Genomic DNA, 18,016 nt, shown 5'->3' on the forward strand with positions numbered 1-18,016 from the left:
GGGCCGGTCAGGCTCGGCTGGAGATCTGCTGCACCGCCCAGGCGTTGCCGTCGGGGTCGGCGAAGTAGATGAAGCCGACATTGTCCAGCGGCTCCGGCACCGGACGCGGATTCTCGCCGAGCACCTGGATCTCGCTCACCTCGACGCCGCGTTCGAGCAACTCGGCGCGGGCCTTGCCGAGGTCCGGCACGACGAGTTGCAGGCCCTTCAGCGACCCCGGCGGCATCTGCGGCACGGCGCCCTTGCCGATGACGATCGAGCAGCCCGACCCGGGTGGGGTCAACTGCACGATGCGTACGTCGTCGCCGATCACGGTGTCGTGGTCGACGGCGAAACCGAGCTGGTCCTCGTAGAAAGCCTTGGCCCGGTCCACGTCGGAGACCGGTACGACCACCACTTCCAGCGTCCAGTTCACTGCTGTCCTCCTGTTCTCGTCGCCAACAGTTCGGCGAGTCGGGTGAAGCTTTCGGTGACCCCACGGACCATCGGGTACCGCAGGGCGATGTCGCGTCCCTCGGGGGTGGCGTAGCGCAGGGTGGTGGTGACGGTGGTCCGCCCGGCCAGCTCGGTGGACGTGTGGCTGACCAGGGTGTCGCCCGGGTACGACTGGTCGTTGAAGCGTTCGGTGCAGACGAGTCGGTGCGCCATCGTGATCGTCCGGTTTGTACCTGCTTGGTGGCCGCGCGTCAAGCGGCACGCACGCATCGGCCCCGGCGAACCGCCGGGGCCGATGGCCGGGACGCTCAGCTCAGCAGGCGTACGCCTCCAACCGCTGCGCCCGCTCCGGGGCGCGCAGCTTCAGCAGGGTCACCTTCTCGATCTGCCGGATCCGCTCCCGGGACAGGCCGAATTCCCGGCCCACCTCGTCCAGGGTGCGTTGCCGACCGTCGTCGAGGCCGAACCGCAACCGGATCACGGCCTGCTCGCGCTGCGAGAGCGTGGCCAGCACGACGCTCACCTCGCTGCGCAGTTCGCCCTGGGTGGCGGCGTCGCCGGGTCCGGCGGCCGGATCAACCGCGGCGACGAAGTCACCGAGGGCGCTCTCACCGTCCTCGCCGACAGCCTGGTCCAAACTCACCGGCTCCCGGTCGTACGAGATCAGTTCGATCACCTGGAACTCCGGCACGTCGAGCGCGCGGGCCACCTCGGCGACCGTGGGCTCCCGCCCCAGCGACACCGCCAGCTCACGCCGGGCACGGACCATCCGGTTCACCTGCTCGACCATGTGGACCGGGATGCGGATGGTGCGGGCCTGGTCGGCCATGGCGCGGGTGATGGCCTGTCGGATCCACCAGGTGGCGTAGGTGGAGAACTTGTAGCCCTTGGTGTAGTCGAACTTCTCGACGGCGCGGATGAGGCCGAGGTTGCCTTCCTGGATGAGGTCGAGGAAGGCCATGCCCCGCCCGGTGTACCGCTTGGCGATGCTCACCACCAGCCGCAGGTTCGCCTCCAGCAGGTGGTTCTTGGCGGCCCGGCCCTGCCGCGCGACAAGTTCCAGATCGGCGCGCAGTTCCTCGGAGACCGGTACGCAGGTGCTGAGCTTCTCCTCGGCGAACAGGCCGGCCTCGATCCGCTTCGCCAGGTCCACCTCCTGCACGGCGGTGAGTAGCTTCGTCCGACCGATTCCGTTGAGGTATGCCCGGACCAGGTCGGTGGAGACGCCGCGCTCGTCGGTGGCGTCCAGGTCGGTCAGGGTGTCCACGCCGTGCTCCGCATCGGTGCCGGCGTGCGTGGGGTGCTCCGTCATCTGCTGGGCCATCTCAGTCTCTCCCCGTGTCCACGTCCGTGCCGTGTCCGCCGGCCAGTTGCGCCGGTGACAAACAGCTTGGCCGTCGGGGCGTAAAACGGGAGTGAGGCGATCGGGGAACCGACAGTCGGTGCGCGACTGTCAGGACAATTCGCCCGGGCTGCCCGACGACCGCTGAGTCGGCACTCGGCGACGCGGTGGCCCGGCGGTTCGGCCGGCTCGGCTTGTCGGCGCCGGTTACCGTGCCAGCGGTCGGCCGTCGGGCCGGCGTACCCGCCCGGGTGCCGGGCGATCGAGCGACGGAGGCAATCGTGGTGTTCAAACGGCTCATGCAGGCGATGGGAGTCGGTGGTCCGTCGGTGGAGACGGTGCTGTCGAATCCGAACTGCCGGCCGGGCGGCCACCTGGAGGGCAGCATCGCGGTCACCGGCGGTGACCACGGCGTCGACGTGTCCTACGTGGCCCTGGGGCTGCTCACCCGGGTGGAGGTGGAGAGCGGCGACAACGAGTACGCCACCAACCAGGAGTTCCAGCGGCAGCAGGTCACCGGCCCGTTCCGGCTGGAAGCGGGGCAGCGCTACGACGTCCCGTTCCGGTTCGAGGTGCCGTGGGAGACCCCGCTCACCGAGCTGTACGGGCAGCACCTGCACGGGATGACCATGGGTCTGCGTACCGAACTGGAGGTGGCCCGCGCCGTCGACAAGGGTGACCTGGACACGGTGGCGGTGCACCCGCTGCCGGCCCAGGAGCGCCTGCTGGAGGCGCTGCTGCGGCTCGGGTTCCGGTTCGCGCGAGCCGACGTGGAGCGCGGGCACATCTACGGCGTCCACCAGACGTTGCCGTTCTACCAGGAGATCGAATTCTTCCCGCCCCCGCAGTACGCGGGCGCGATGAAGCAGCTGGAGGTCACCTTCGTCACCGACCCCCGGCAGGTGCAGGTGGTGTTGGAGTTGGACAAGCGGGGTGGGCTGTTCACCGAGGGCCGCGACGTCTTCGGTCGCTTCGCCGTCGAGCACGCCTCGGCGGCCAACACCGACCTTGTCGCCCAGCTCGACGGCTGGTTGCGTCAGTCGCTGCAACGCCGCGGCCTCTTCGGCTGAACTCCGCGATCCCGCGCCGTACCTCAGTGCCAGTTGCTGATCTGTACGTCGTTCGGCGCGGGCTCGCCCTCACCGGTCTCGACCAGCCGCTTGAGACTCATCAGGTAGATCGCCCACTTGGTGCTGCAGTGGTACATGAACTCCACCGGCTCCCGCCAACCCTCGTGGCGGAACAGCACGATCGTGAAGTCGTCCTCCCGCTTCAGCTCGAAGCGGACCCTGGTGCCGATCCACTCCTCGGGGCCGTCGACGACCTCCCAGAGCACCAACTCGGCCGGGCGGCTCTCCAGGACCTTCATGTCGAAGCCGCCCGGGACGAACCGGAATCGGAGCACTCCGCCGACATCCCCGTCGCCGTCCGTGTCCTTCGTCCACCAGTTCGCGAGCTCCTCGACGGTGGTCAGGGCCGCGTACACGTCCTCGGGATCCGACGTGACGCCGACCCGGTGCAGGATTTCCAGCATCTTGATACCTCTCTTCTTGGTGAGCGGCCCGAATATGGGCAGGGTGAGTCGCGCCGCGCGGACATGGCGGCGATTCGTACGCTGTGGTTCAGCTCTGCTGGCCGCGCTGGATCGCCTCGGCGATCCGCTTGATCCGGCGCAACCGTGCGTCCCAGGTCGCGCCGACCGCTGACAGCTGTGCGACCGCGCGGGCGAGTTGTGCCTCGTCGACCTCGTAGCGGCGTTCCCGCCCGGCCGGCGTGCCGTGCACGAGTCCGACCCGGCCGAGTACGCCGAGGTGTTTGGCGACCGCCTGGCGGGTGACCGGCAGTTGATCGCTAAGCGTGGTCGCCGTACCGCCGCCGTCGGCCAGTAGCAGGTCGAGCATCCGCCGGCGGGTCGGGTCCCCGACGGCGGACCAGAGGTCGTCGTCGACGCCGACACTCATCGAGCCGACACCAGCCGGGCCACGTAGTCGACGAGGCGGGGCAGGAAGTGATCCCAGCCGGTGGCATGGTCACGGTAGTGCTCTTCGAGCACGGCGGCCTCCCAGCCCCGTTCCCGGAACCCGGTCTCGGTGAGGCGCAACAGCGTGCCCGTGCCCGACGGAACCAGTTCGAAGGTCACCAGGAGCGAGTTGGTCGGCGCCGCGACGGCGAGTTCGTCGTACACCCAGCGGAACGAGAAGCGCCGGGGCGGGTCGGCCGCCACCACGGTCAGCGGCAGAACCTCGGCGTTGGGTGTCTCGCCGAACGAGATGGTGCCGGTGGCGCCGGGGACCGGATCGAGATCGGCGTCGTCCGGCCACCACTGCCGGAGATGTTCGGGTGCCGTGACGACCTCGTAGACCACCTCGGGTGTGGCGTCGATCCGGATCTCCCGTTCGATGCTGCCGTACTCCACGTGTTCCTCCAGACATGCAACCTGTGGTTGCGTCTGACTCTAGGGCTCGTGACCGAGATGTGCAACCATCGGTTGCTCTATAGGTCCAGGAGGATGGTGCGTGGACCGACGTTGACGCTCTCCACCAGCATGTGCGCGCGGAAGCGGCCGGTCTCGACCGTCGCGCCGCGCTGGCGCAGCGTGCGGACCGTCTCCTCGACGAGCGGTTCCGCCACCTCGGCCGGAGCGGCTGCGGTCCAGCTCGGCCGGCGGCCCTTGCGGGCGTCGCCGTAGAGGGTGAACTGGCTGACCACGAGAATCGGCGCGGCCATCTCCGCCGCCGACCGCTCGTCGTCCAGGATGCGCAGCTCGTGCACCTTGCGAGCCATCGTCCGGGCGGTCTCCGGGGTGTCGGTGTGGGTCACCCCGAGCAGCACCAGCAGCCCGTCGCCGATCGCGCCGACCACCTCGCCGTCGACGGTCACGCTGGCCTGGCCGACCGTCTGCACCACCGCCCGCATCAGGCGACCACCCGCGCGGGAGCGCTTGCCGAGCGTGCCGGCACCGGCCGCCTCACGGCTGCACCGGCGCGATGAAGCCCCGCTCCACCAGGTGCGCCACGATCGGTCCGGCGGCCTCGGCCAGCTCCTCGGCAGCGACGTCGTGAGCCACGGCGAGCAGTGCCAGCTGGTCCCGCAGCGGCAACCGCCCGTCGGCCCCGCCCGCCAGAGCCAGCACCAATGGGTCGATCTCCTCGGTCCAACGCAGCCCGTCCGGCAGGGCGAGGACCTGTCGGTCCACCCCCCAGCCCTCGGAGCCCATCGTCGCCTCCTGGCGCAGCTGGAGTCCGTCGGCGGCGCGGTAGCGCGCGGCCAGCAGACCGTCGGTGTCACGGCCGCGCAGCCAGTCCTGCCGGTCGAACCATTCGGCGATCCGGTCACCCATCGGGGGTTGCACCCGCTGGCGCAGATCCTCCACCCGCAGCACCGGGTCGGCACGGTCGCCGCGGCGCAGCGAGACGATGCCGAAGCCGATCGCTTCCACCTTGTGCGCGTCGAACCAGTCGAGCCAGTCCGCCATCCGTTGCGGGTCGGTGGCCTCCCCCACATCGGTCAGCCAAAGATTGACGTACGCCATCGGGTCGGCGACCTCGCGCTGGACGACCCAGGCGTCCAGGCCGGTGCCGGTGAACCAGCCGGCGACCCGGTCGCCCCAGTCCTCGCCGGCCACGTGCACCCAGTTGGCGAGGTACTGCATGGTGCCGCCCTCGGTGAGCAGGCCCGGGGCGGCGGCGGCCAGCTCGGCGCCGATCGCGTCGCCGACCCGACCGGAGTCGCGGTAGACATGGGTGGTGGTGCCCGGCCCGACCACGAAGGGCGGGTTGCTCACCACGAGGTCGAACCGCCGGCCGGCGACCGGAGCCACCAGATCGCCGTGCAGCAACTCCCAGTCCTGGCCGTTGAGGGCGGCGGTGGTGGCGGCGAAGCGCAGCGCCCGCCGGGACACGTCGGTGGCGGTGACCCGCCGGGCGTGGGTGCCCAGGTGCAACGCCTGCACGCCCGAGCCGGTACCCAGATCCAGCGCGCTGTCCACCGGTCGCCGGACGGCCGCGCCGATCATCGTCTGCGTGGCCCCGCCGATGCCGAGCACGTGTTCGGCGTGCAGCGGGCGGCCGGGACGGGCGCTGGCCGGGACGTCCGCGAGGACCCACCAGTCGTCGCCGTACGGCTCCAGGTCCATGCCCATCCGTAGTCCGTCGCCGTCCCGTTCGACAAGTCCCGCGTCGAGCGCCTCGGTGAGCGGCAGTGGCGCCAGCGCGGCGGCGACCGCGCTCTCCGGCTCGGTCTGCTCGCAGATGAACACCCGGATCAGGGTGGCGAGGGGATCCCGGTCCTCGGTGGCGCGCAGCGCGGCTCGGAAGTCGTTGCGGGCGACACCGCCGGTCGCCTGCGGGCCGAGCCGGGTGGCGATGCCGTTGGTGGTGAAGGCGGCCTCGGTCAACGCGGTCCGCAGCGCTTCGACGCCGGCGGGGGAGAGCAGCATGTCGTGTCCGTCCACACCGTCATCCTGCCTGGTGACGTCGGTCCGGAGACTACCGCCCGTGACACTGCCAATCAATCGACAAACGTTGCTGTTATATCCGTCGATCTAGCGCTAGCATTCCTCCAACTCAGTTGGAGGGTGCGGACCGCCCGGCCAGAAGCCCGGTCGGCCGCCCAGGTAAGGGAGGCACGATGTCCTCAGGGTCCACCGCGCGACGGCAGCTCATCCGGGCGCTCGCCGTCGTCGCCACCGCGGCGGCCGTCTCGGCGGCCGGCACCACCGCGGCGGTCGCCGCACCCACCGGCGAGATCCGTGGCGCCGGCGCGTCGAACGCGGTCAGCGGCAGCTACCTGGTCGTCCTGCGCACCGACGCCGTCGGCGCCGCCGGTTCGTCGACGGCTCGGTCCGCCGTTCCGGACCGGGCCAGCGCCCTGGTCAAGCGGTACGGAGGCAGCGTCTCCGACACCTACAGCGCCGCGCTCACCGGCTTCGCGGCCAAGATGACCGCCGCCCAGGCGGCCCGCCTCGCCGCCAACCCGGCGGTGGCCTACGTGGAGCAGGACCAGGTGGTGACCATCCAGGCGACCCAGACCAACCCGACCTGGGGCCTGGACCGGATCGACCAGCGGAACCGTCCGCTGAGCGGCACCTTCACCTACCCGAACACCGCATCGAACGTGCGGGCGTACATCATCGACACCGGCATCCGGACCACCCACAGCCAGTTCGGCGGCCGGGCCACCTGGGGCACCAACACCGTGGACAGCAACAACACCGACTGCAACGGCCACGGCACCCACGTGGCCGGCACCGTCGGCGGGTCGACGTACGGCGTGGCCAAGGGCGTACGCCTGATCGCGGTGAAGGTGCTCAACTGCTCCGGCGGCGGCACCACCACCAGCGTGGTCAACGGGGTGAACTGGGTGACCGCCAACGCGGTGAAGCCGGCCGTGGCGAACATGAGCCTCGGCGGCGGCGCCAGCACGTCCATCGACAACGCCGTGCGCAACTCGATCGCCTCCGGCGTCAGCTACGCCGTCGCGGCGGGCAACTCCAGCGCCAACGCCTGCAACTACTCGCCGGCCCGGACCTCGACGGCGATCACCGTCGGCTCGACCACCAGCAGCGACGCCCGGTCCTCCTTCTCCAACTACGGCTCGTGCGTGCACATCTTCGCGCCGGGGTCGAGCATCCCGTCGGCCTGGCACACCAGCAACACCGCGACCAACACCATCAGCGGTACGTCGATGGCCTCGCCGCACGTGGCCGGCGCAGCCGCGCTCGTGCTCGGCGCCAACCCGTCCTACTCGCCGGCCCAGGTCAAGAGCTACCTCGTCAACAACGCCACCACCGGCGTGGTGTCCAGCCCGGGCAGCGGTTCTCCGAACCGCCTGCTGTTCGTGGTGAACTGATCCTCAAATGATCGACCGGCCCGGCGGACGGTGCGAACCGACCCGCCGGGCCGAGTCACGTCTTCGGCCCGCCCGGACCGGTTCGGGTCGAGGTGGGTGTCAGCGCACGTCCCGACCCCGGGTACGGGCAGGATGAGGGCATGACGCTCGTACTGCCCATCGACCCGGAGGCGAACCAGCTGCTGGCCCGCGACCCGCTGGCCCTGCTCGTCGGCATGGTGCTCGATCAACAGGTCTCGATGGAGAAGGCATTCTCCTCGCCGTACGTGCTGGCCCAGCGGCTCGGCCACGACCTGGACGCCCGGGAGCTGGCCGACTTCGATACCGAGGCCCTGGTGGCCATCTTCGCCCAGCCACCGGCGCTGCACCGCTTTCCCAAGGCGATGGCGGCCCGCGTGCAGGAGGTGTGCCGGGTGCTGGTCGAGCGCTACGACGGTGATGCCGCCCGGCTCTGGGCTGACCCGGCCGACGGCCGCGAACTGCTCGGGCGGCTCACCGCCCTGCCCGGATTCGGCCGGCAGAAGGCCCAGATCTTCCTCGCGCTGCTCGGTAAGCGGTTCGAGGTGCAGCCGCCGGGTTGGCGGGAGGCGGCCGGCCACTATGGCGATCCGGAGGCCCACCGTTCCGTCGCCGATGTGACCGATGTCGAGTCACTGCGTCTCGTTCGGGAGTACAAACAGCAGATGAAGGCGGCGGCGAAGGCGGGCGCGCGGGCGGACTGACCGGGCTGCCTGCGACGATGGCAGGGGGCGGTCGATGGCGCAGCGGGGCGGCGCGCTGCTGCGTGGTGGGAACGGAACATCGCGGGCCACCTTCCTGGAACTCTTTCTCGACCTGGCCTTCGTCTTCGCGCTGACCCGGGTCTCGGTCCGTTTCATCGACGAGGTCGAGCACGGGCTGACCGTGCTGAGCTTCCTGGAGACCTTGATCCTCTTCCTCGCGTTGTGGCACGTCTGGACATTGATCAATTGGGTCACCAGCCGGTACGAGCCGGACGCCCTGACGATCCAGCTCGTCGTGGTCGGGACGATGTTCGGCAGCCTGGTGATGGCCGTCACCGTGCCCCGCGGGTTCGAGGAGCGGGCGCTGGCGTTCGTGGTGGCCTACCTGGTGACGGTGATCGGCCGTCCGCTGGTCATCGCCGCCGTGCTCGGCCGGCATCCGCGTCGTACCGTGCCGTGGCGGCTGGCCGCGTGGGCGGCGGGTTCGGGGGTGTTCTGGCTGGCCGGTGCGCTCGGGCCGGCCGACCTGCGGTTCGGGCTGTGGGCGCTGGGCATCACCATCGACATGGCCGGATACCTGTTGGGTTGGCCGGTGCCCGGGCTGGGACGGGCGCCGGTCTCGGCCTGGCGGATCGCCGGCGAGCACATTGCGGAGCGCTATCAGCAGATCTTTCTCATCGCGCTGGGCGAGACGATCCTGGTCATCGGGATCACCTACAGCGGTGAGGGGTTCGGCTGGTTGGCGGCGGCGGCCTTCACGGTCGCCTTTCTCACCACCGCGCTGCTTTGGCGGATCTACTTCCACCGGGCCGGTCACCTGCTCGTCGAGGCGCTGCGGATCGCCCGGTCGCCCGGTCTGCTCGGCGCCTCCGCCTCCACCACGCACCTGGTCATGGTGCTCGGCGTGCTGCTCACCGGAGTGGGTTACGAGTTGGTCATCGTGAAGCCGTTCGACCGGGTCGAGCCGGCGTGGCTGATCTTCATCGTCGGAGGGCCCGCCCTGTTCCTGCTGGGGCGGACCCGTTTCGAGTACGAGATCTTCGCCCGGGTCTCCCGCCGACGGGTGTTGATGATGCTCGTGCTGGTCGGGTCTGCCCCGCTGCTCCCGCTCGGAACGCCGATGCTGGCGCTGTCCGTGGTCGCCGGTGGGCTGGCCGTGGTGGCCGTCTTGGACGGGTTGCGCGCTCGTGACCAGCCGATGGAGCCGTCGGCCTCCCCGCTGGACCGCCCGGATCCGGGTGACGCCGACTTCCCGGCCTGACCCGCGAGCCATGGACCGCCGGGTGGCCACCGAGGGTGGTAGACGATCCCGTCAGGCAGCGCTCGGATGAGCGAGGGAGGCGATTGCCCGCCGGACGTCGGCCAGCGAGACGGTCGCCGAGTCATCCAGGTCGGCCAGGCCCGCCTCGATCCACTGCCGCATCAGCGTCGTCACGCCGATGCCCCGGGCGTCGGCGGCGGCCCGGACCCGTTCGTACGTCTCCAGTGGCAGCCGGACCGACCGGCTGACCATCGGGGTCTCGGTGTCGGGGGCGGGCAGCCCCACCGCCTGGCTCTCGTCGATCAGATCGGCGATCCGGTCGCCGCCGCCGTGGAACTGCTTGATCGCGTCGTGACGGTCCATCGTCACCGCCTCCTCGTCTCCGGAGAATTCCGCACGGCCTCGTCGTAGCGTTTCGCCTCGACGTCGCTCAACTCGCGGGCGGAGAGGACATCCCAGTCGTTGTCGGCGCCGTCGGTCTCGGCCAGCAGCACAGCCACCCGGCGTCCGCGGGCGGTGGGAGCGTAGACCACCATCACGTCGTCGCCGAGGTGGCGGATCACCCGCCGCCCGCTGTGCAGCGCCTCCCAGACTTCCCCCGGCGTGACGTCGTAGACCCGCAGATTGGCCAGCGCCTCGTCGGTGAAGCTGAACCTGCTGCCCACGCGGCCGAGCGTACCACGGGCGTAACACGAAATTCGCTGGCGACGAAGCTCGTCGCTCGCCCGGTCAGAGTGACAGGATGGAGTGCGACCCCTCCGGAGGAGGTACCACGGGTGAAGCGTCAGGCTTACCAGCCGATCCTCATCACCGACGCCTCCCGCAGCCAGGATGATCAACTGACCAGCCGGCAGCGGCGTTACGTCGTGATGATGGGCGTCCGCGTCGCCTGCGTGATCGTCGGCGCGATCCTGGTCGGCGTGGGGGCACCACTGCTCTGGCTCTGGCTGCCCCTGGTCGCGCTGGGCATGGTGCTCATCCCGTGGCTCGCGGTGCTGCTGGCCAACGATCGGCCGCCCAAGGAGCGCCACCGCCTCGCCAGCCGCTACTCGGCCCGCCCGGCCACCGAGGCGGCACCGCCCCCGATGAGCCTCGCCGCCGAGGAGCGGCCACACAAGATCATCGACGCCGAGCCCTGACCCGCCCGGCGCGGCTCAACCGGACGGCCGGGCACCTACCTGCGCGACCGCCGCCGCACCGAGATCGGCGGCCCGGGCCAGGGCGGCGTCGGGAGCCGCCCCGGCCAGCCAGGCGCCCAGCAGGCCCGCCGCGAAGGCGTCACCCGCCCCGGTCACATCCCGCACCGCCACCCGATGCGCCGACGAGGTGACGACCGTGTCGTCCCGGTCGACCCAGACCGCGCCGGCAGCCCCGAGCTTGACCACCACCCGGCGGGCCACGGCGACAAGGGCCCTTCCCTGCGCCGCCGGTTCCAGCCCTCCGGCCAGCACAGTGGCCTCGTCGACGTTCACCAGCAGCAGGTCGACCTCGCGTACCCAGCCCAGAAAGGCCGCCGGCCCGACCGCCCGCAGCGGTGCCGCGGAGGCCGCGTCGACACTTGTGGTGAGGCCGCGCCGGCGAGCGCCGGCCAGCGCCCGCAGGCCGGCCGGTCGGGAGTCCGCGTCCAGCAGGGTGTACCCGGACAGGTGCAGGTGCGTCGCGTCCGGCGCAGCGTCCAAGGCCGCATCCACGTGGTCGGGACGCAGCCTTACGTTCGCCCCGCGCTCGGTGACCATCGTGCGCTCGCCACCGGCCGTCAGCACGATCACCGTGCCGGTGGCGACCCCGACGATCCGCTGCACCGCGCAGTCGACCCCGGCGCTGATCAACTCCGTCACCCGGTCACGGCCGGGGCCATCGTCGCCGACCGCGCCCACCAGGGTCACCGCTGCTCCCTCGGCGGCCAGCCAGGACGCGGTGTTGGCCGCCTGCCCACCTCCGGTGGACCTGATCGCCGCCGGGGTGTCTGATCCGGGCGCCAACGGGCCGGCGAGCACCGCCACCACGTCCGTGACCACGTCACCGACGACCAGGACGCGGCCGGTCCCGGCTCGGCCCGCCCCGCTGCTGTTCCCGGTCACGCCGATGCGTCGGCCCGGCGCTGGGCAGCCGCGACTGCGATCCGGGCGGCCAGGTCGGCGTTGCGCAGGATGATCCGGACGTTGACCGCCAGGCTGGCACCCTGCGTCGCGGCGTGGAAATGGGCCAGCAGGTACGGCGTGACGGCCTTGCCGGTCACCCCGTCGCGCTCCAGCCGGGCCAGACCCTCGGCGAGCGTACGGTCGTGCAGGTCCGGGTCGAGTTGCTCGTCGGTGGGCAGCGGGTTGGCGACGATCAGCCCACCGTGGTGTGCGCGGTGCTGCTCGCGGGCGGCCAGCACGTCGGCGACCAGTTCCGGGGAGTCGACCGACCAGTCCAGGTCGAAACCGCCGTCGGTGATGAAGAAGCCCGGAAACCGGCGGGTCCGGTAACCGACCACGGCCACCCCCAGGGTCTCCAGCCGTTCCAGGGTCGCGCCGACGTCGAGGATCGACTTCACGCCGGCACAGACCACCGCGATCGGCGTACGCGCCAGGGTGACCAGGTCGGCGGACTCGTCGAAGGTCTGCGCCGCCTCGCGGTGCACCCCGCCCAACCCGCCGGTGGCGAACACGCCGATGCCCGCCGCGGCCGCTACGGCACTGGTCGCGGCCACGGTGGTCGCACCGTCCGCGCCGGTGGCAGCGGCCACCGCGAGATCGCGTACGGAGAGCTTGGTCACCCCGTCGGCGGTGGCCAGCCGGGTCAGCTCGGCGTCGTCGAGCCCGACCACGAGTTCGCCGGCGACCATGCCGATCGTGGCCGGCACCGCGCCGGCGTCCCGGACGGCCTGTTCGATCTCCCGGGCCACCCGAAGATTGTCCGGCCGGGGTAGGCCGTGCGAGACGATGGTGCTCTCCAGAGCGACCACGGGCCCCTGCTCGCGCAGGGCCCGGGCCACTTCGGTGCCGTAGCGAAGGTGAAAGTCGGTCACAATCGCTCACCGTACGCCCGCCACCCGGGTCACCTCAGGTGGACCGGGTGAGGGTGACCTGCCAGACTTGTCGGTTGGAGGTGCAGACGTGAGTACACAGATTCTTGAGCGTCCCGAGCTGAAGGACGCCGACACCGGTCCGGAGATGTTCCACTACGTCCGGAAGGAAAAGATCGCCGAAAGTGCCGTCATGGGCACCTTCGTCGTGGCGCTGTGCGGGGAGACCTTCCCGGTGACGAAGACGCCGAAACCGGGTTCGCCGGTCTGCCCGAAGTGCAAGGAGATCTACGACTCGTACCGCGAGTGACACCCGCGGCCCGCGCGGCGGCCCGCGTAACCTGCGGCGGTGACCACCTCCACCGCCCTTCTCCTGGCTGACCTGGCCGGGGTCGCGGTCTTCGCCGCCTCAGGGGCCTCTGCGGCGGTGGCCAAGCGGCTCGACCTCTTCGGAGTGGTCTTCGTCGGCTTCGTCGCCGCCCTCGGCGGCGGGATAGTCCGAGACCTGGTCATCGACGAGGTACCGCCGCTGGCCTTCGCCGACTGGCGCTACGCGGGCACCGCCGCCGTGACCGCCGCGGCGATCTTCTGGCTGCATCCACAGTTCGCCCGGCTGCGCACCACCGTCCTGGTGCTGGACGCTGCCGGGCTCGGCCTGTTCACCGTCGCCGGCACCCTCAAGGCCCTCGACGCCCAGGTCCCGGCGGTCGGCGCCTGCCTGATCGGCATGATCACCGCGATCGGTGGCGGTCTCGTCCGCGACCTGCTCACCGGCGAGATACCGGTGGTACTGCGGCGGGAGATCTACGCCGTCGCGTCGCTCGTCGGTTCGATCGTGGTGGTGCTCCTTCACGGCCTCGGCCACACCGGGCCGATCCCGCTCACCGCCGCCGTCGTGCTGGTCTTCGGCGTACGCCTGGTGGCCCTGCGTCGCCGCTGGTCGGCGCCGGTGGCGACGGTCCGACCACCGCGAACCGGTCTGCCGGGGCCACCGCCGCAGTGAGCAGGCAGTGGCGAACGGCACCCCGGTGACGGGAGTGGCGTCGCGTGGGCAGCCCGGCGGCTGCTGGTTATGCTGAGTCGGCCTTCGCGGCTCGGCTGCGCGGAGGCATTTTCGTGGGGCGACCGCCGTGCCCCTCGGCCCGGGTCCGCCGGCCTGCGGCCGGGACATCCCGTGGCCGGAGAGGAGCGAACGCGTGGCAGTCCGGACGCCGCCGCTCGAGACGTTCCCGCCCCTGCGCTCCTGGCAGCGCAAGGCTCTGGTGGAGTACCTGCGCCGCCGGGCCGACGACTTCACCGCGGTCGCCACCCCGGGGGCCGGAAAGACCACCTTCGCCCTGCGGATCGCCGCCGAACTGCTCGCCGACGGCAGCGTGGAGGCGGTCACCGTGGTCGCGCCGACCGAGCACCTGAAGACGCAGTGGGCGGAGGCGGCGGCCCGGGTGGGCATCCAACTGGATGCCGCGTTCCGCAACGCCGACCTGCACTCCGCGGCGGACTTTCACGGCGCTGTGGTGACCTACGCGCAGGTCGGGATGGCACCCCAGGTGCACCGACGGCGCACCATGACCCGCCGGACCCTGGTCATTCTCGACGAGATCCACCACGCCGGTGACTCGCGTACCTGGGGTGACGGGGTGAAGGCGGCTTTCGAGCCCGCAGTGCGCCGGCTGATGCTGACCGGTACGCCCTTCCGGTCCGACGACAACCCGATCCCGTTCGTCAGCTACGAACGGGGTGGCGACGGCCTGCTGCGTTCCCGGGCCGACTCGGTCTACGGCTACAGCGATGCGCTGCGCGACGGCGTGGTGCGGCCGGTGCTGTTCCTGGCGTACTCGGGGGAGACCCGGTGGCGGACCAACGCCGGGGAGGAACTGGCGGCCCGGCTGGGCGAGCCGATGACGCAGGATCTCATCGCGCAGGCGTGGCGCACCGCCCTGGATCCGGCCGGCGACTGGATGCCTCAGGTGCTGCGGGCGGCCGATGCCCGGCTGACCGTGCTGCGGGAGGCGGGCATGCCCGACGCGGGCGGCCTCGTCATCGCCAGTGACCAACAGGCGGCCCGCTCGTACGCCAAGCTCATCGAGCAGGTCACGGGGGAGCGGGCGGCCGTCGTACTCTCCGACGATGTGGGTGCTTCGGCCCGGATCGCGACGTTCGCGGCGTCCGAGCAACGGTGGCTGGTCGCGGTGCGGATGGTGTCCGAAGGCGTCGACATCCCCCGGCTGGCCGTCGGGGTGTACGCGACAAGTGCCAGCACCCCGCTGTACTTCGCGCAGGCGATCGGGCGGTTCGTCCGGGCCCGACGCCCCGGGGAGACCGCGTCGGTCTTCCTGCCCAGCGTGCCGCACCTGCTCGGGCTGGCCAGCGAGATGGAGGCCGAGCGGGACCACGTGCTCGGCAAGCCCAAGGACCGCGAGGGCTTCGACGACGAGTTGCTGGACCGGGCCCAGCGTGATGAGCAGGCCAGTGGTGAACTGGAGAAGCGTTTCGCCGCGTTGTCCGCCACCGCCGAGCTTGATCAGGTGATCTTCGACGGTGCCTCGTTCGGTACGGCGGCTCAGGCCGGCACCCCCGAGGAGGAGGAGTATCTGGGCCTGCCCGGGCTGCTCACCTCGGAACAGGTGGCGTCGTTGCTCGCCAAGCGGCAGGCCGATCAGCTCGCCGCCCAGCGACGCCGGGCGACCGAGCGGACGACGCAATCCGCAGCGCCCGCGTCCGCTCCGCCGGCACCGATGAGCGCCGCACAGCGCCGGGTGGCCCTGCGTCGCCAGCTCAACGCCCTGGTCGCCGCCCAGCACCACCGCACCGGCCAGCCCCACGGAAAGATCCACGCCGAGCTGCGCCGGATCTGCGGCGGCCCTCCCAGCGCCCAGGCCACCATCGAGCAACTGGAAGAACGCATAGCCACCGTGCAAACCCTCTGACCGATCCCTGCCTCCCACCGTCCCCGTCGGGTTGATCATGAAGTTGTTGCGGTGGGTAAGCGCTTGCCGGGGCAATAACTTCATGATCGGCCTGAAGGTGGGGGGTTGGGCCGGGTGGGGGTGGGGGTGGGGTGGGGGGTTGGTTCGGGTGTGCGAAAAGCCGGCCGGAGACATCCTCAAGATGTCTCCGGCCGGCTTTGTCGGGTTGCTGGGCCCTCAGTTGGCCATCAGGTCAGCGCCGCGCCAGGTGAACTCCGGGTCCGTCGCATACCGTACGGTGATCTTGACGAGATCCTCGGCGTACTTGTTGGCGTGGTGCCCACAGAACACCAGTTCACTGCCACCCGCCAGGGTGATCCGGAGCTTGCCGGCGGCATTGCAGCGGTCGCACCGTTCATCGGCGGCCGGGGGGCTCACCGTCTCGGGCGGCGGCGTGAGGGTCGGGGTCATCGCCTTCCTCCTCTGGTCGTCACCGATGAACACTCTCTTCGGTCTTGGTCACCTATCGTGCAACACCCTTGTCGGGCCTCGCCTTCCCTGTGTGCCCGCGGGGGACCGAGGTCACACCTGGCACGGATAGTGTGCCGTGCACCCAGGGTGCCACGTCAACGATCACATTCGTGCAACCACCTGATCACCATCCGACGTTGTACGCCAGGTGGTCAAAACGGCACGATCAGTTGACGGATGCTGATCAGTCGAGGTAGTCGCGGAGCACCTGGGAACGGGAGGGGTGCCGTAGCTTGGACATCGTCTTGGACTCGATCTGCCGGATCCGCTCGCGAGTCACTCCGTAGACCTGGCCGATCTCGTCCAGAGTACGCGGCTGGCCGTCGGTGAGCCCGAACCGCAGGCGTACCACACCCGCCTCACGCTCGGACAACGTCTGCAGCACCTGCTGGAGCTGGTCCTGAAGCAGGGAGAACGAGACCGCGTCGACGGCGACCACCGCCTCCGAGTCCTCGATGAAGTCACCGAGCTGGCTGTCGCCCTCGTCGCCGATGGTCTGGTCGAGCGAGATGGGCTCCCGGGCGTATTGCTGGATCTCCAGCACCTTCTCCGGTGTGATATCCATCTCCTTGGCCAACTCCTCCGGAGTGGGCTCGCGGCCCAGATCCTGGAGCAGCTCGCGCTGGATCCGACCCAGCTTGTTGATCACCTCGACCATGTGGACCGGGATGCGGATGGTGCGGGCCTGGTCGGCCATGGCGCGGGTGATGGCCTGTCGGATCCACCAGGTGGCGTAGGTGGAGAACTTGTAGCCCTTGGTGTAGTCGAACTTCTCGACGGCGCGGATGAGGCCGAGGTTGCCTTCCTGGATGAGGTCGAGGAAGGCCATGCCCCGGCCCGTGTACCGCTTGGCCAGCGAAACGACCAGGCGGAGGTTCGCCTCCAGGAGGTGGTTCTTGGCCCGCTCGCCGTCCCGGGAGATCCACAGCAGGTCGCGCTGCATGTCCCGGGCGAGCTTCTCCTCGCCCTCGTCGGCGGCCCGCAGACGCTCCGCGGCGTAGAGCCCGGCCTCGATCCGTTTGGCCAGCTCCACCTCCTGCTCGGCGTTGAGCAGCGGAACCTTGCCGATCTGTTTGAGGTACGCCCGGACCGAGTCCGCCGAGGCGGTCAGCTCGGCGTCCCGACGCGCCTGCTTGAGCGCCTCGGACTCCTCGTCGTCCCACTCGAAGTCGTTGTCGGTGGCGGAGTTCGCCGCGTCGGTCGCGGCGGCCTGGGCCAGCTCCGCCGGCTCCTCGACCACGACGTCCTCGATCTCGGCGGCGAGTTCCTCGGGATTGACCTCGCCCTCGGCGGCCTCGCCCTCGGCACCCTTGGCTGGTTTCGCCGCACCCGCCGCAGCCGCCACGGTGGCCTTGGTGGCCCGGGTGGACTTCTTGGCCGGGGCGGCGGCCTTGGCGGCCACTCCCGCAGTGGTGCCGGGGGCCTTGCGCGAGGTCGCCTTCCGCGGCGCCGGCGCCGGTGCCTCCTCGGCCGCAGGCGCCTGCTTCGGGGCGGGCGCCGCCGCCTTCTTGGTGGTCTTGGCGGTGGTGGCCCGGGAGGCGGGGGTGGCGGACCGGGCGGCGGCGACCCGTCGGCGGGTGCTGGCCGAGCCGTCGACCACGACGGTCACCCCGGCCTCGGAGAGCGCCCGCAGGATCTTCTTGGCCTGGGCCGGAGTCACCTCGGCGGACTCGACGGTGCGCGCGAGCTGGGCCGACGTGAGCTGGCCGCCAGCGCTCTGCGCGTGGGCGATCAGGGTGTCGGTGAGCGAGCGAACGTCGGCGCCGGTCTGGCGGGGTTCTGTCACGAATGACCTTCCGGAGGCGAAGAGCGAGCACGGCCGGGTTCGTCCGACGCAGCGTGGGGCACCGCGCCGGGCGATGTGGTTGAGGAACCCCCGTGTCCCGTGCCGGCCGGTTGTCGGGCGGCCCGTGGCGCGTGGGCAGGGGTGAATTGTAACGCCGTCTGCGGCGATCATCC

Annotated in this window: 22 protein-coding genes; 8 read left to right on the top strand and 14 right to left on the bottom strand. The window is 70.8% G+C overall.

What is annotated here, in order from left to right; translation table 11 throughout:
- Positions 1 to 7 precede the first annotated feature (7 nt).
- Genes O7601_RS14030 through sigB form a run of 3 tightly spaced genes read right to left on the bottom strand, consistent with a single transcriptional unit; the run spans position 8 to position 1,747 of the window.
- A complete protein-coding gene (locus O7601_RS14030) occupies positions 8 to 415 on the bottom strand; it encodes a VOC family protein (RefSeq protein WP_281566579.1) in 408 nt (135 codons plus the stop codon).
- A complete protein-coding gene (locus O7601_RS14035) occupies positions 412 to 705 on the bottom strand; it encodes an SRPBCC domain-containing protein (RefSeq protein WP_281566580.1) in 294 nt (97 codons plus the stop codon). Before O7601_RS14035 ends, O7601_RS14030 begins: the two co-directional genes overlap by 4 nt.
- 43 nt (positions 706 to 748) lie before the next feature.
- Positions 749 to 1,747, bottom strand: coding sequence for an RNA polymerase sigma factor SigB (gene sigB / locus O7601_RS14040; protein ID WP_281566917.1), 999 nt, complete (start codon positions 1,745 to 1,747; stop codon positions 749 to 751).
- A 311-nt stretch (positions 1,748 to 2,058) separates the two neighbouring features.
- Between sigB and O7601_RS14045 the strand changes: the two genes are divergently transcribed.
- Positions 2,059 to 2,847, top strand: coding sequence for a sporulation protein (locus O7601_RS14045; RefSeq protein WP_281566581.1), 789 nt, complete (start codon positions 2,059 to 2,061; stop codon positions 2,845 to 2,847).
- A gap of 23 nt (positions 2,848 to 2,870) precedes the next feature.
- On the opposite strand, the gene O7601_RS14050 is transcribed toward O7601_RS14045, so the two are convergent.
- The 5 genes from O7601_RS14050 to O7601_RS14070 form a co-directional block, all read right to left on the bottom strand.
- Positions 2,871 to 3,311 (bottom strand): SRPBCC domain-containing protein, encoded by a 441-nt coding sequence (locus O7601_RS14050; protein WP_281566582.1) that lies wholly within the window; start codon positions 3,309 to 3,311, stop codon positions 2,871 to 2,873.
- Between the two features lie 88 nt (positions 3,312 to 3,399).
- The gene (locus tag O7601_RS14055) at positions 3,400 to 3,738 is read right to left on the bottom strand and encodes a metalloregulator ArsR/SmtB family transcription factor (protein WP_281566583.1); all 339 of its coding nucleotides are present in this window, start codon (positions 3,736 to 3,738) and stop codon (positions 3,400 to 3,402) included.
- Positions 3,735 to 4,193, bottom strand: a complete 459-nt coding sequence (locus O7601_RS14060; protein ID WP_281566584.1) for an SRPBCC family protein — start codon at positions 4,191 to 4,193, stop codon at positions 3,735 to 3,737. The genes O7601_RS14055 and O7601_RS14060 overlap by 4 nt, the downstream gene beginning before the upstream one ends.
- Positions 4,194 to 4,270: 77 nt before the next feature.
- On the bottom strand, positions 4,271 to 4,693 hold the full coding sequence (dtd, locus tag O7601_RS14065; RefSeq protein ID WP_281566585.1) for a D-aminoacyl-tRNA deacylase: 423 nt from the start codon (positions 4,691 to 4,693) through the stop codon (positions 4,271 to 4,273).
- Between the two features lie 52 nt (positions 4,694 to 4,745).
- The gene (locus tag O7601_RS14070) at positions 4,746 to 6,230 is read right to left on the bottom strand and encodes a methyltransferase (RefSeq protein ID WP_281566586.1); all 1,485 of its coding nucleotides are present in this window, start codon (positions 6,228 to 6,230) and stop codon (positions 4,746 to 4,748) included.
- Positions 6,231 to 6,406: 176 nt separating this feature from the next.
- Here O7601_RS14070 and O7601_RS14075 point away from each other — a divergent pair, with 176 nt between their 5' ends.
- The 3 genes from O7601_RS14075 (at position 6,407) to O7601_RS14085 (ending at position 9,610) form a co-directional block, all read left to right on the top strand.
- Entirely contained in the window at positions 6,407 to 7,627 is a 1,221-nt protein-coding gene (locus O7601_RS14075; protein WP_281566587.1) for a S8 family peptidase, read from the top strand.
- A gap of 140 nt (positions 7,628 to 7,767) precedes the next feature.
- A complete protein-coding gene (locus tag O7601_RS14080; protein WP_281566588.1) occupies positions 7,768 to 8,349 on the top strand; it encodes an HhH-GPD-type base excision DNA repair protein in 582 nt (193 codons plus the stop codon).
- Between the two features lie 34 nt (positions 8,350 to 8,383).
- The gene (locus O7601_RS14085) at positions 8,384 to 9,610 is read left to right on the top strand and encodes a low temperature requirement protein A (RefSeq protein ID WP_281566589.1); all 1,227 of its coding nucleotides are present in this window, start codon (positions 8,384 to 8,386) and stop codon (positions 9,608 to 9,610) included.
- A gap of 51 nt (positions 9,611 to 9,661) precedes the next feature.
- Here the strand turns inward: O7601_RS14085 and O7601_RS14090 are convergent, their stop codons facing one another.
- Both O7601_RS14090 and O7601_RS14095 read right to left on the bottom strand, forming a co-directional pair.
- Positions 9,662 to 9,973 carry a hypothetical protein gene (locus O7601_RS14090; RefSeq protein WP_210937340.1) on the bottom strand — a complete coding sequence of 104 codons (312 nt, stop codon included), beginning with the start codon at positions 9,971 to 9,973 and terminating at the stop codon, positions 9,662 to 9,664.
- A 2-nt stretch (positions 9,974 to 9,975) separates the two neighbouring features.
- Positions 9,976 to 10,275, bottom strand: a complete 300-nt coding sequence (locus tag O7601_RS14095) for a hypothetical protein (RefSeq protein ID WP_232511440.1) — start codon at positions 10,273 to 10,275, stop codon at positions 9,976 to 9,978.
- A 111-nt stretch (positions 10,276 to 10,386) separates the two neighbouring features.
- Here O7601_RS14095 and O7601_RS14100 point away from each other — a divergent pair, with 111 nt between their 5' ends.
- Entirely contained in the window at positions 10,387 to 10,749 is a 363-nt protein-coding gene (locus O7601_RS14100) for a DUF3099 domain-containing protein (RefSeq protein ID WP_281566590.1), read from the top strand.
- Between the two features lie 15 nt (positions 10,750 to 10,764).
- On the opposite strand, the gene O7601_RS14105 is transcribed toward O7601_RS14100, so the two are convergent.
- Positions 10,765 to 11,691 (bottom strand): PfkB family carbohydrate kinase, encoded by a 927-nt coding sequence (locus tag O7601_RS14105; RefSeq protein WP_281566591.1) that lies wholly within the window; start codon positions 11,689 to 11,691, stop codon positions 10,765 to 10,767.
- On the bottom strand, positions 11,688 to 12,623 hold the full coding sequence (locus tag O7601_RS14110) for a pseudouridine-5'-phosphate glycosidase (protein ID WP_281566592.1): 936 nt from the start codon (positions 12,621 to 12,623) through the stop codon (positions 11,688 to 11,690). The genes O7601_RS14105 and O7601_RS14110 overlap by 4 nt, the downstream gene beginning before the upstream one ends.
- 88 nt (positions 12,624 to 12,711) lie before the next feature.
- Here O7601_RS14110 and O7601_RS14115 point away from each other — a divergent pair, with 88 nt between their 5' ends.
- The 3 genes from O7601_RS14115 to O7601_RS14125 all read left to right on the top strand — a co-directional run bounded on the left by O7601_RS14115 (position 12,712) and on the right by O7601_RS14125 (position 15,547).
- Positions 12,712 to 12,930 carry a DUF3039 domain-containing protein gene (locus O7601_RS14115; protein ID WP_093410319.1) on the top strand — a complete coding sequence of 73 codons (219 nt, stop codon included), beginning with the start codon at positions 12,712 to 12,714 and terminating at the stop codon, positions 12,928 to 12,930.
- Positions 12,931 to 12,969: 39 nt separating this feature from the next.
- Positions 12,970 to 13,623, top strand: coding sequence for a trimeric intracellular cation channel family protein (locus O7601_RS14120; protein ID WP_281566593.1), 654 nt, complete (start codon positions 12,970 to 12,972; stop codon positions 13,621 to 13,623).
- Positions 13,624 to 13,816: 193 nt separating this feature from the next.
- Positions 13,817 to 15,547 carry a DEAD/DEAH box helicase gene (locus O7601_RS14125; protein WP_281566594.1) on the top strand — a complete coding sequence of 577 codons (1,731 nt, stop codon included), beginning with the start codon at positions 13,817 to 13,819 and terminating at the stop codon, positions 15,545 to 15,547.
- Positions 15,548 to 15,763: 216 nt separating this feature from the next.
- Here the strand turns inward: O7601_RS14125 and O7601_RS14130 are convergent, their stop codons facing one another.
- Both O7601_RS14130 and O7601_RS14135 read right to left on the bottom strand, forming a co-directional pair.
- Positions 15,764 to 15,997 (bottom strand): hypothetical protein, encoded by a 234-nt coding sequence (locus O7601_RS14130; RefSeq protein WP_093410327.1) that lies wholly within the window; start codon positions 15,995 to 15,997, stop codon positions 15,764 to 15,766.
- 244 nt (positions 15,998 to 16,241) lie between these two features.
- Entirely contained in the window at positions 16,242 to 17,843 is a 1,602-nt protein-coding gene (locus O7601_RS14135) for an RNA polymerase sigma factor (RefSeq protein ID WP_281566595.1), read from the bottom strand.
- Positions 17,844 to 18,016 lie beyond the last annotated feature (173 nt).

Source organism: Verrucosispora sp. WMMD573, from assembly GCF_027497175.1.
Classification (GTDB): Bacteria; Actinomycetota; Actinomycetes; order Mycobacteriales; family Micromonosporaceae; genus Micromonospora.

Coding starts and splice junctions, on each gene's coding strand:
- O7601_RS14035 (WP_281566580.1), bottom strand. CDS start 705: ATGCGTGCGTGCCGCTTGACGCGCGGCCACCAAGCAGGTACAAACCGG.
- O7601_RS14130 (WP_093410327.1), bottom strand. CDS start 15,997: ATGACCCCGACCCTCACGCCGCCGCCCGAGACGGTGAGCCCCCCGGCC.
- dtd (WP_281566585.1), bottom strand. CDS start 4,693: ATGCGGGCGGTGGTGCAGACGGTCGGCCAGGCCAGCGTGACCGTCGAC.
- O7601_RS14080 (WP_281566588.1), top strand. CDS start 7,768: ATGACGCTCGTACTGCCCATCGACCCGGAGGCGAACCAGCTGCTGGCC.
- sigB (WP_281566917.1), bottom strand. CDS start 1,747: ATGACGGAGCACCCCACGCACGCCGGCACCGATGCGGAGCACGGCGTG.
- O7601_RS14075 (WP_281566587.1), top strand. CDS start 6,407: ATGTCCTCAGGGTCCACCGCGCGACGGCAGCTCATCCGGGCGCTCGCC.
- O7601_RS14085 (WP_281566589.1), top strand. CDS start 8,384: ATGGCGCAGCGGGGCGGCGCGCTGCTGCGTGGTGGGAACGGAACATCG.
- O7601_RS14050 (WP_281566582.1), bottom strand. CDS start 3,311: ATGCTGGAAATCCTGCACCGGGTCGGCGTCACGTCGGATCCCGAGGAC.
- O7601_RS14090 (WP_210937340.1), bottom strand. CDS start 9,973: ATGGACCGTCACGACGCGATCAAGCAGTTCCACGGCGGCGGCGACCGG.
- O7601_RS14055 (WP_281566583.1), bottom strand. CDS start 3,738: ATGAGTGTCGGCGTCGACGACGACCTCTGGTCCGCCGTCGGGGACCCG.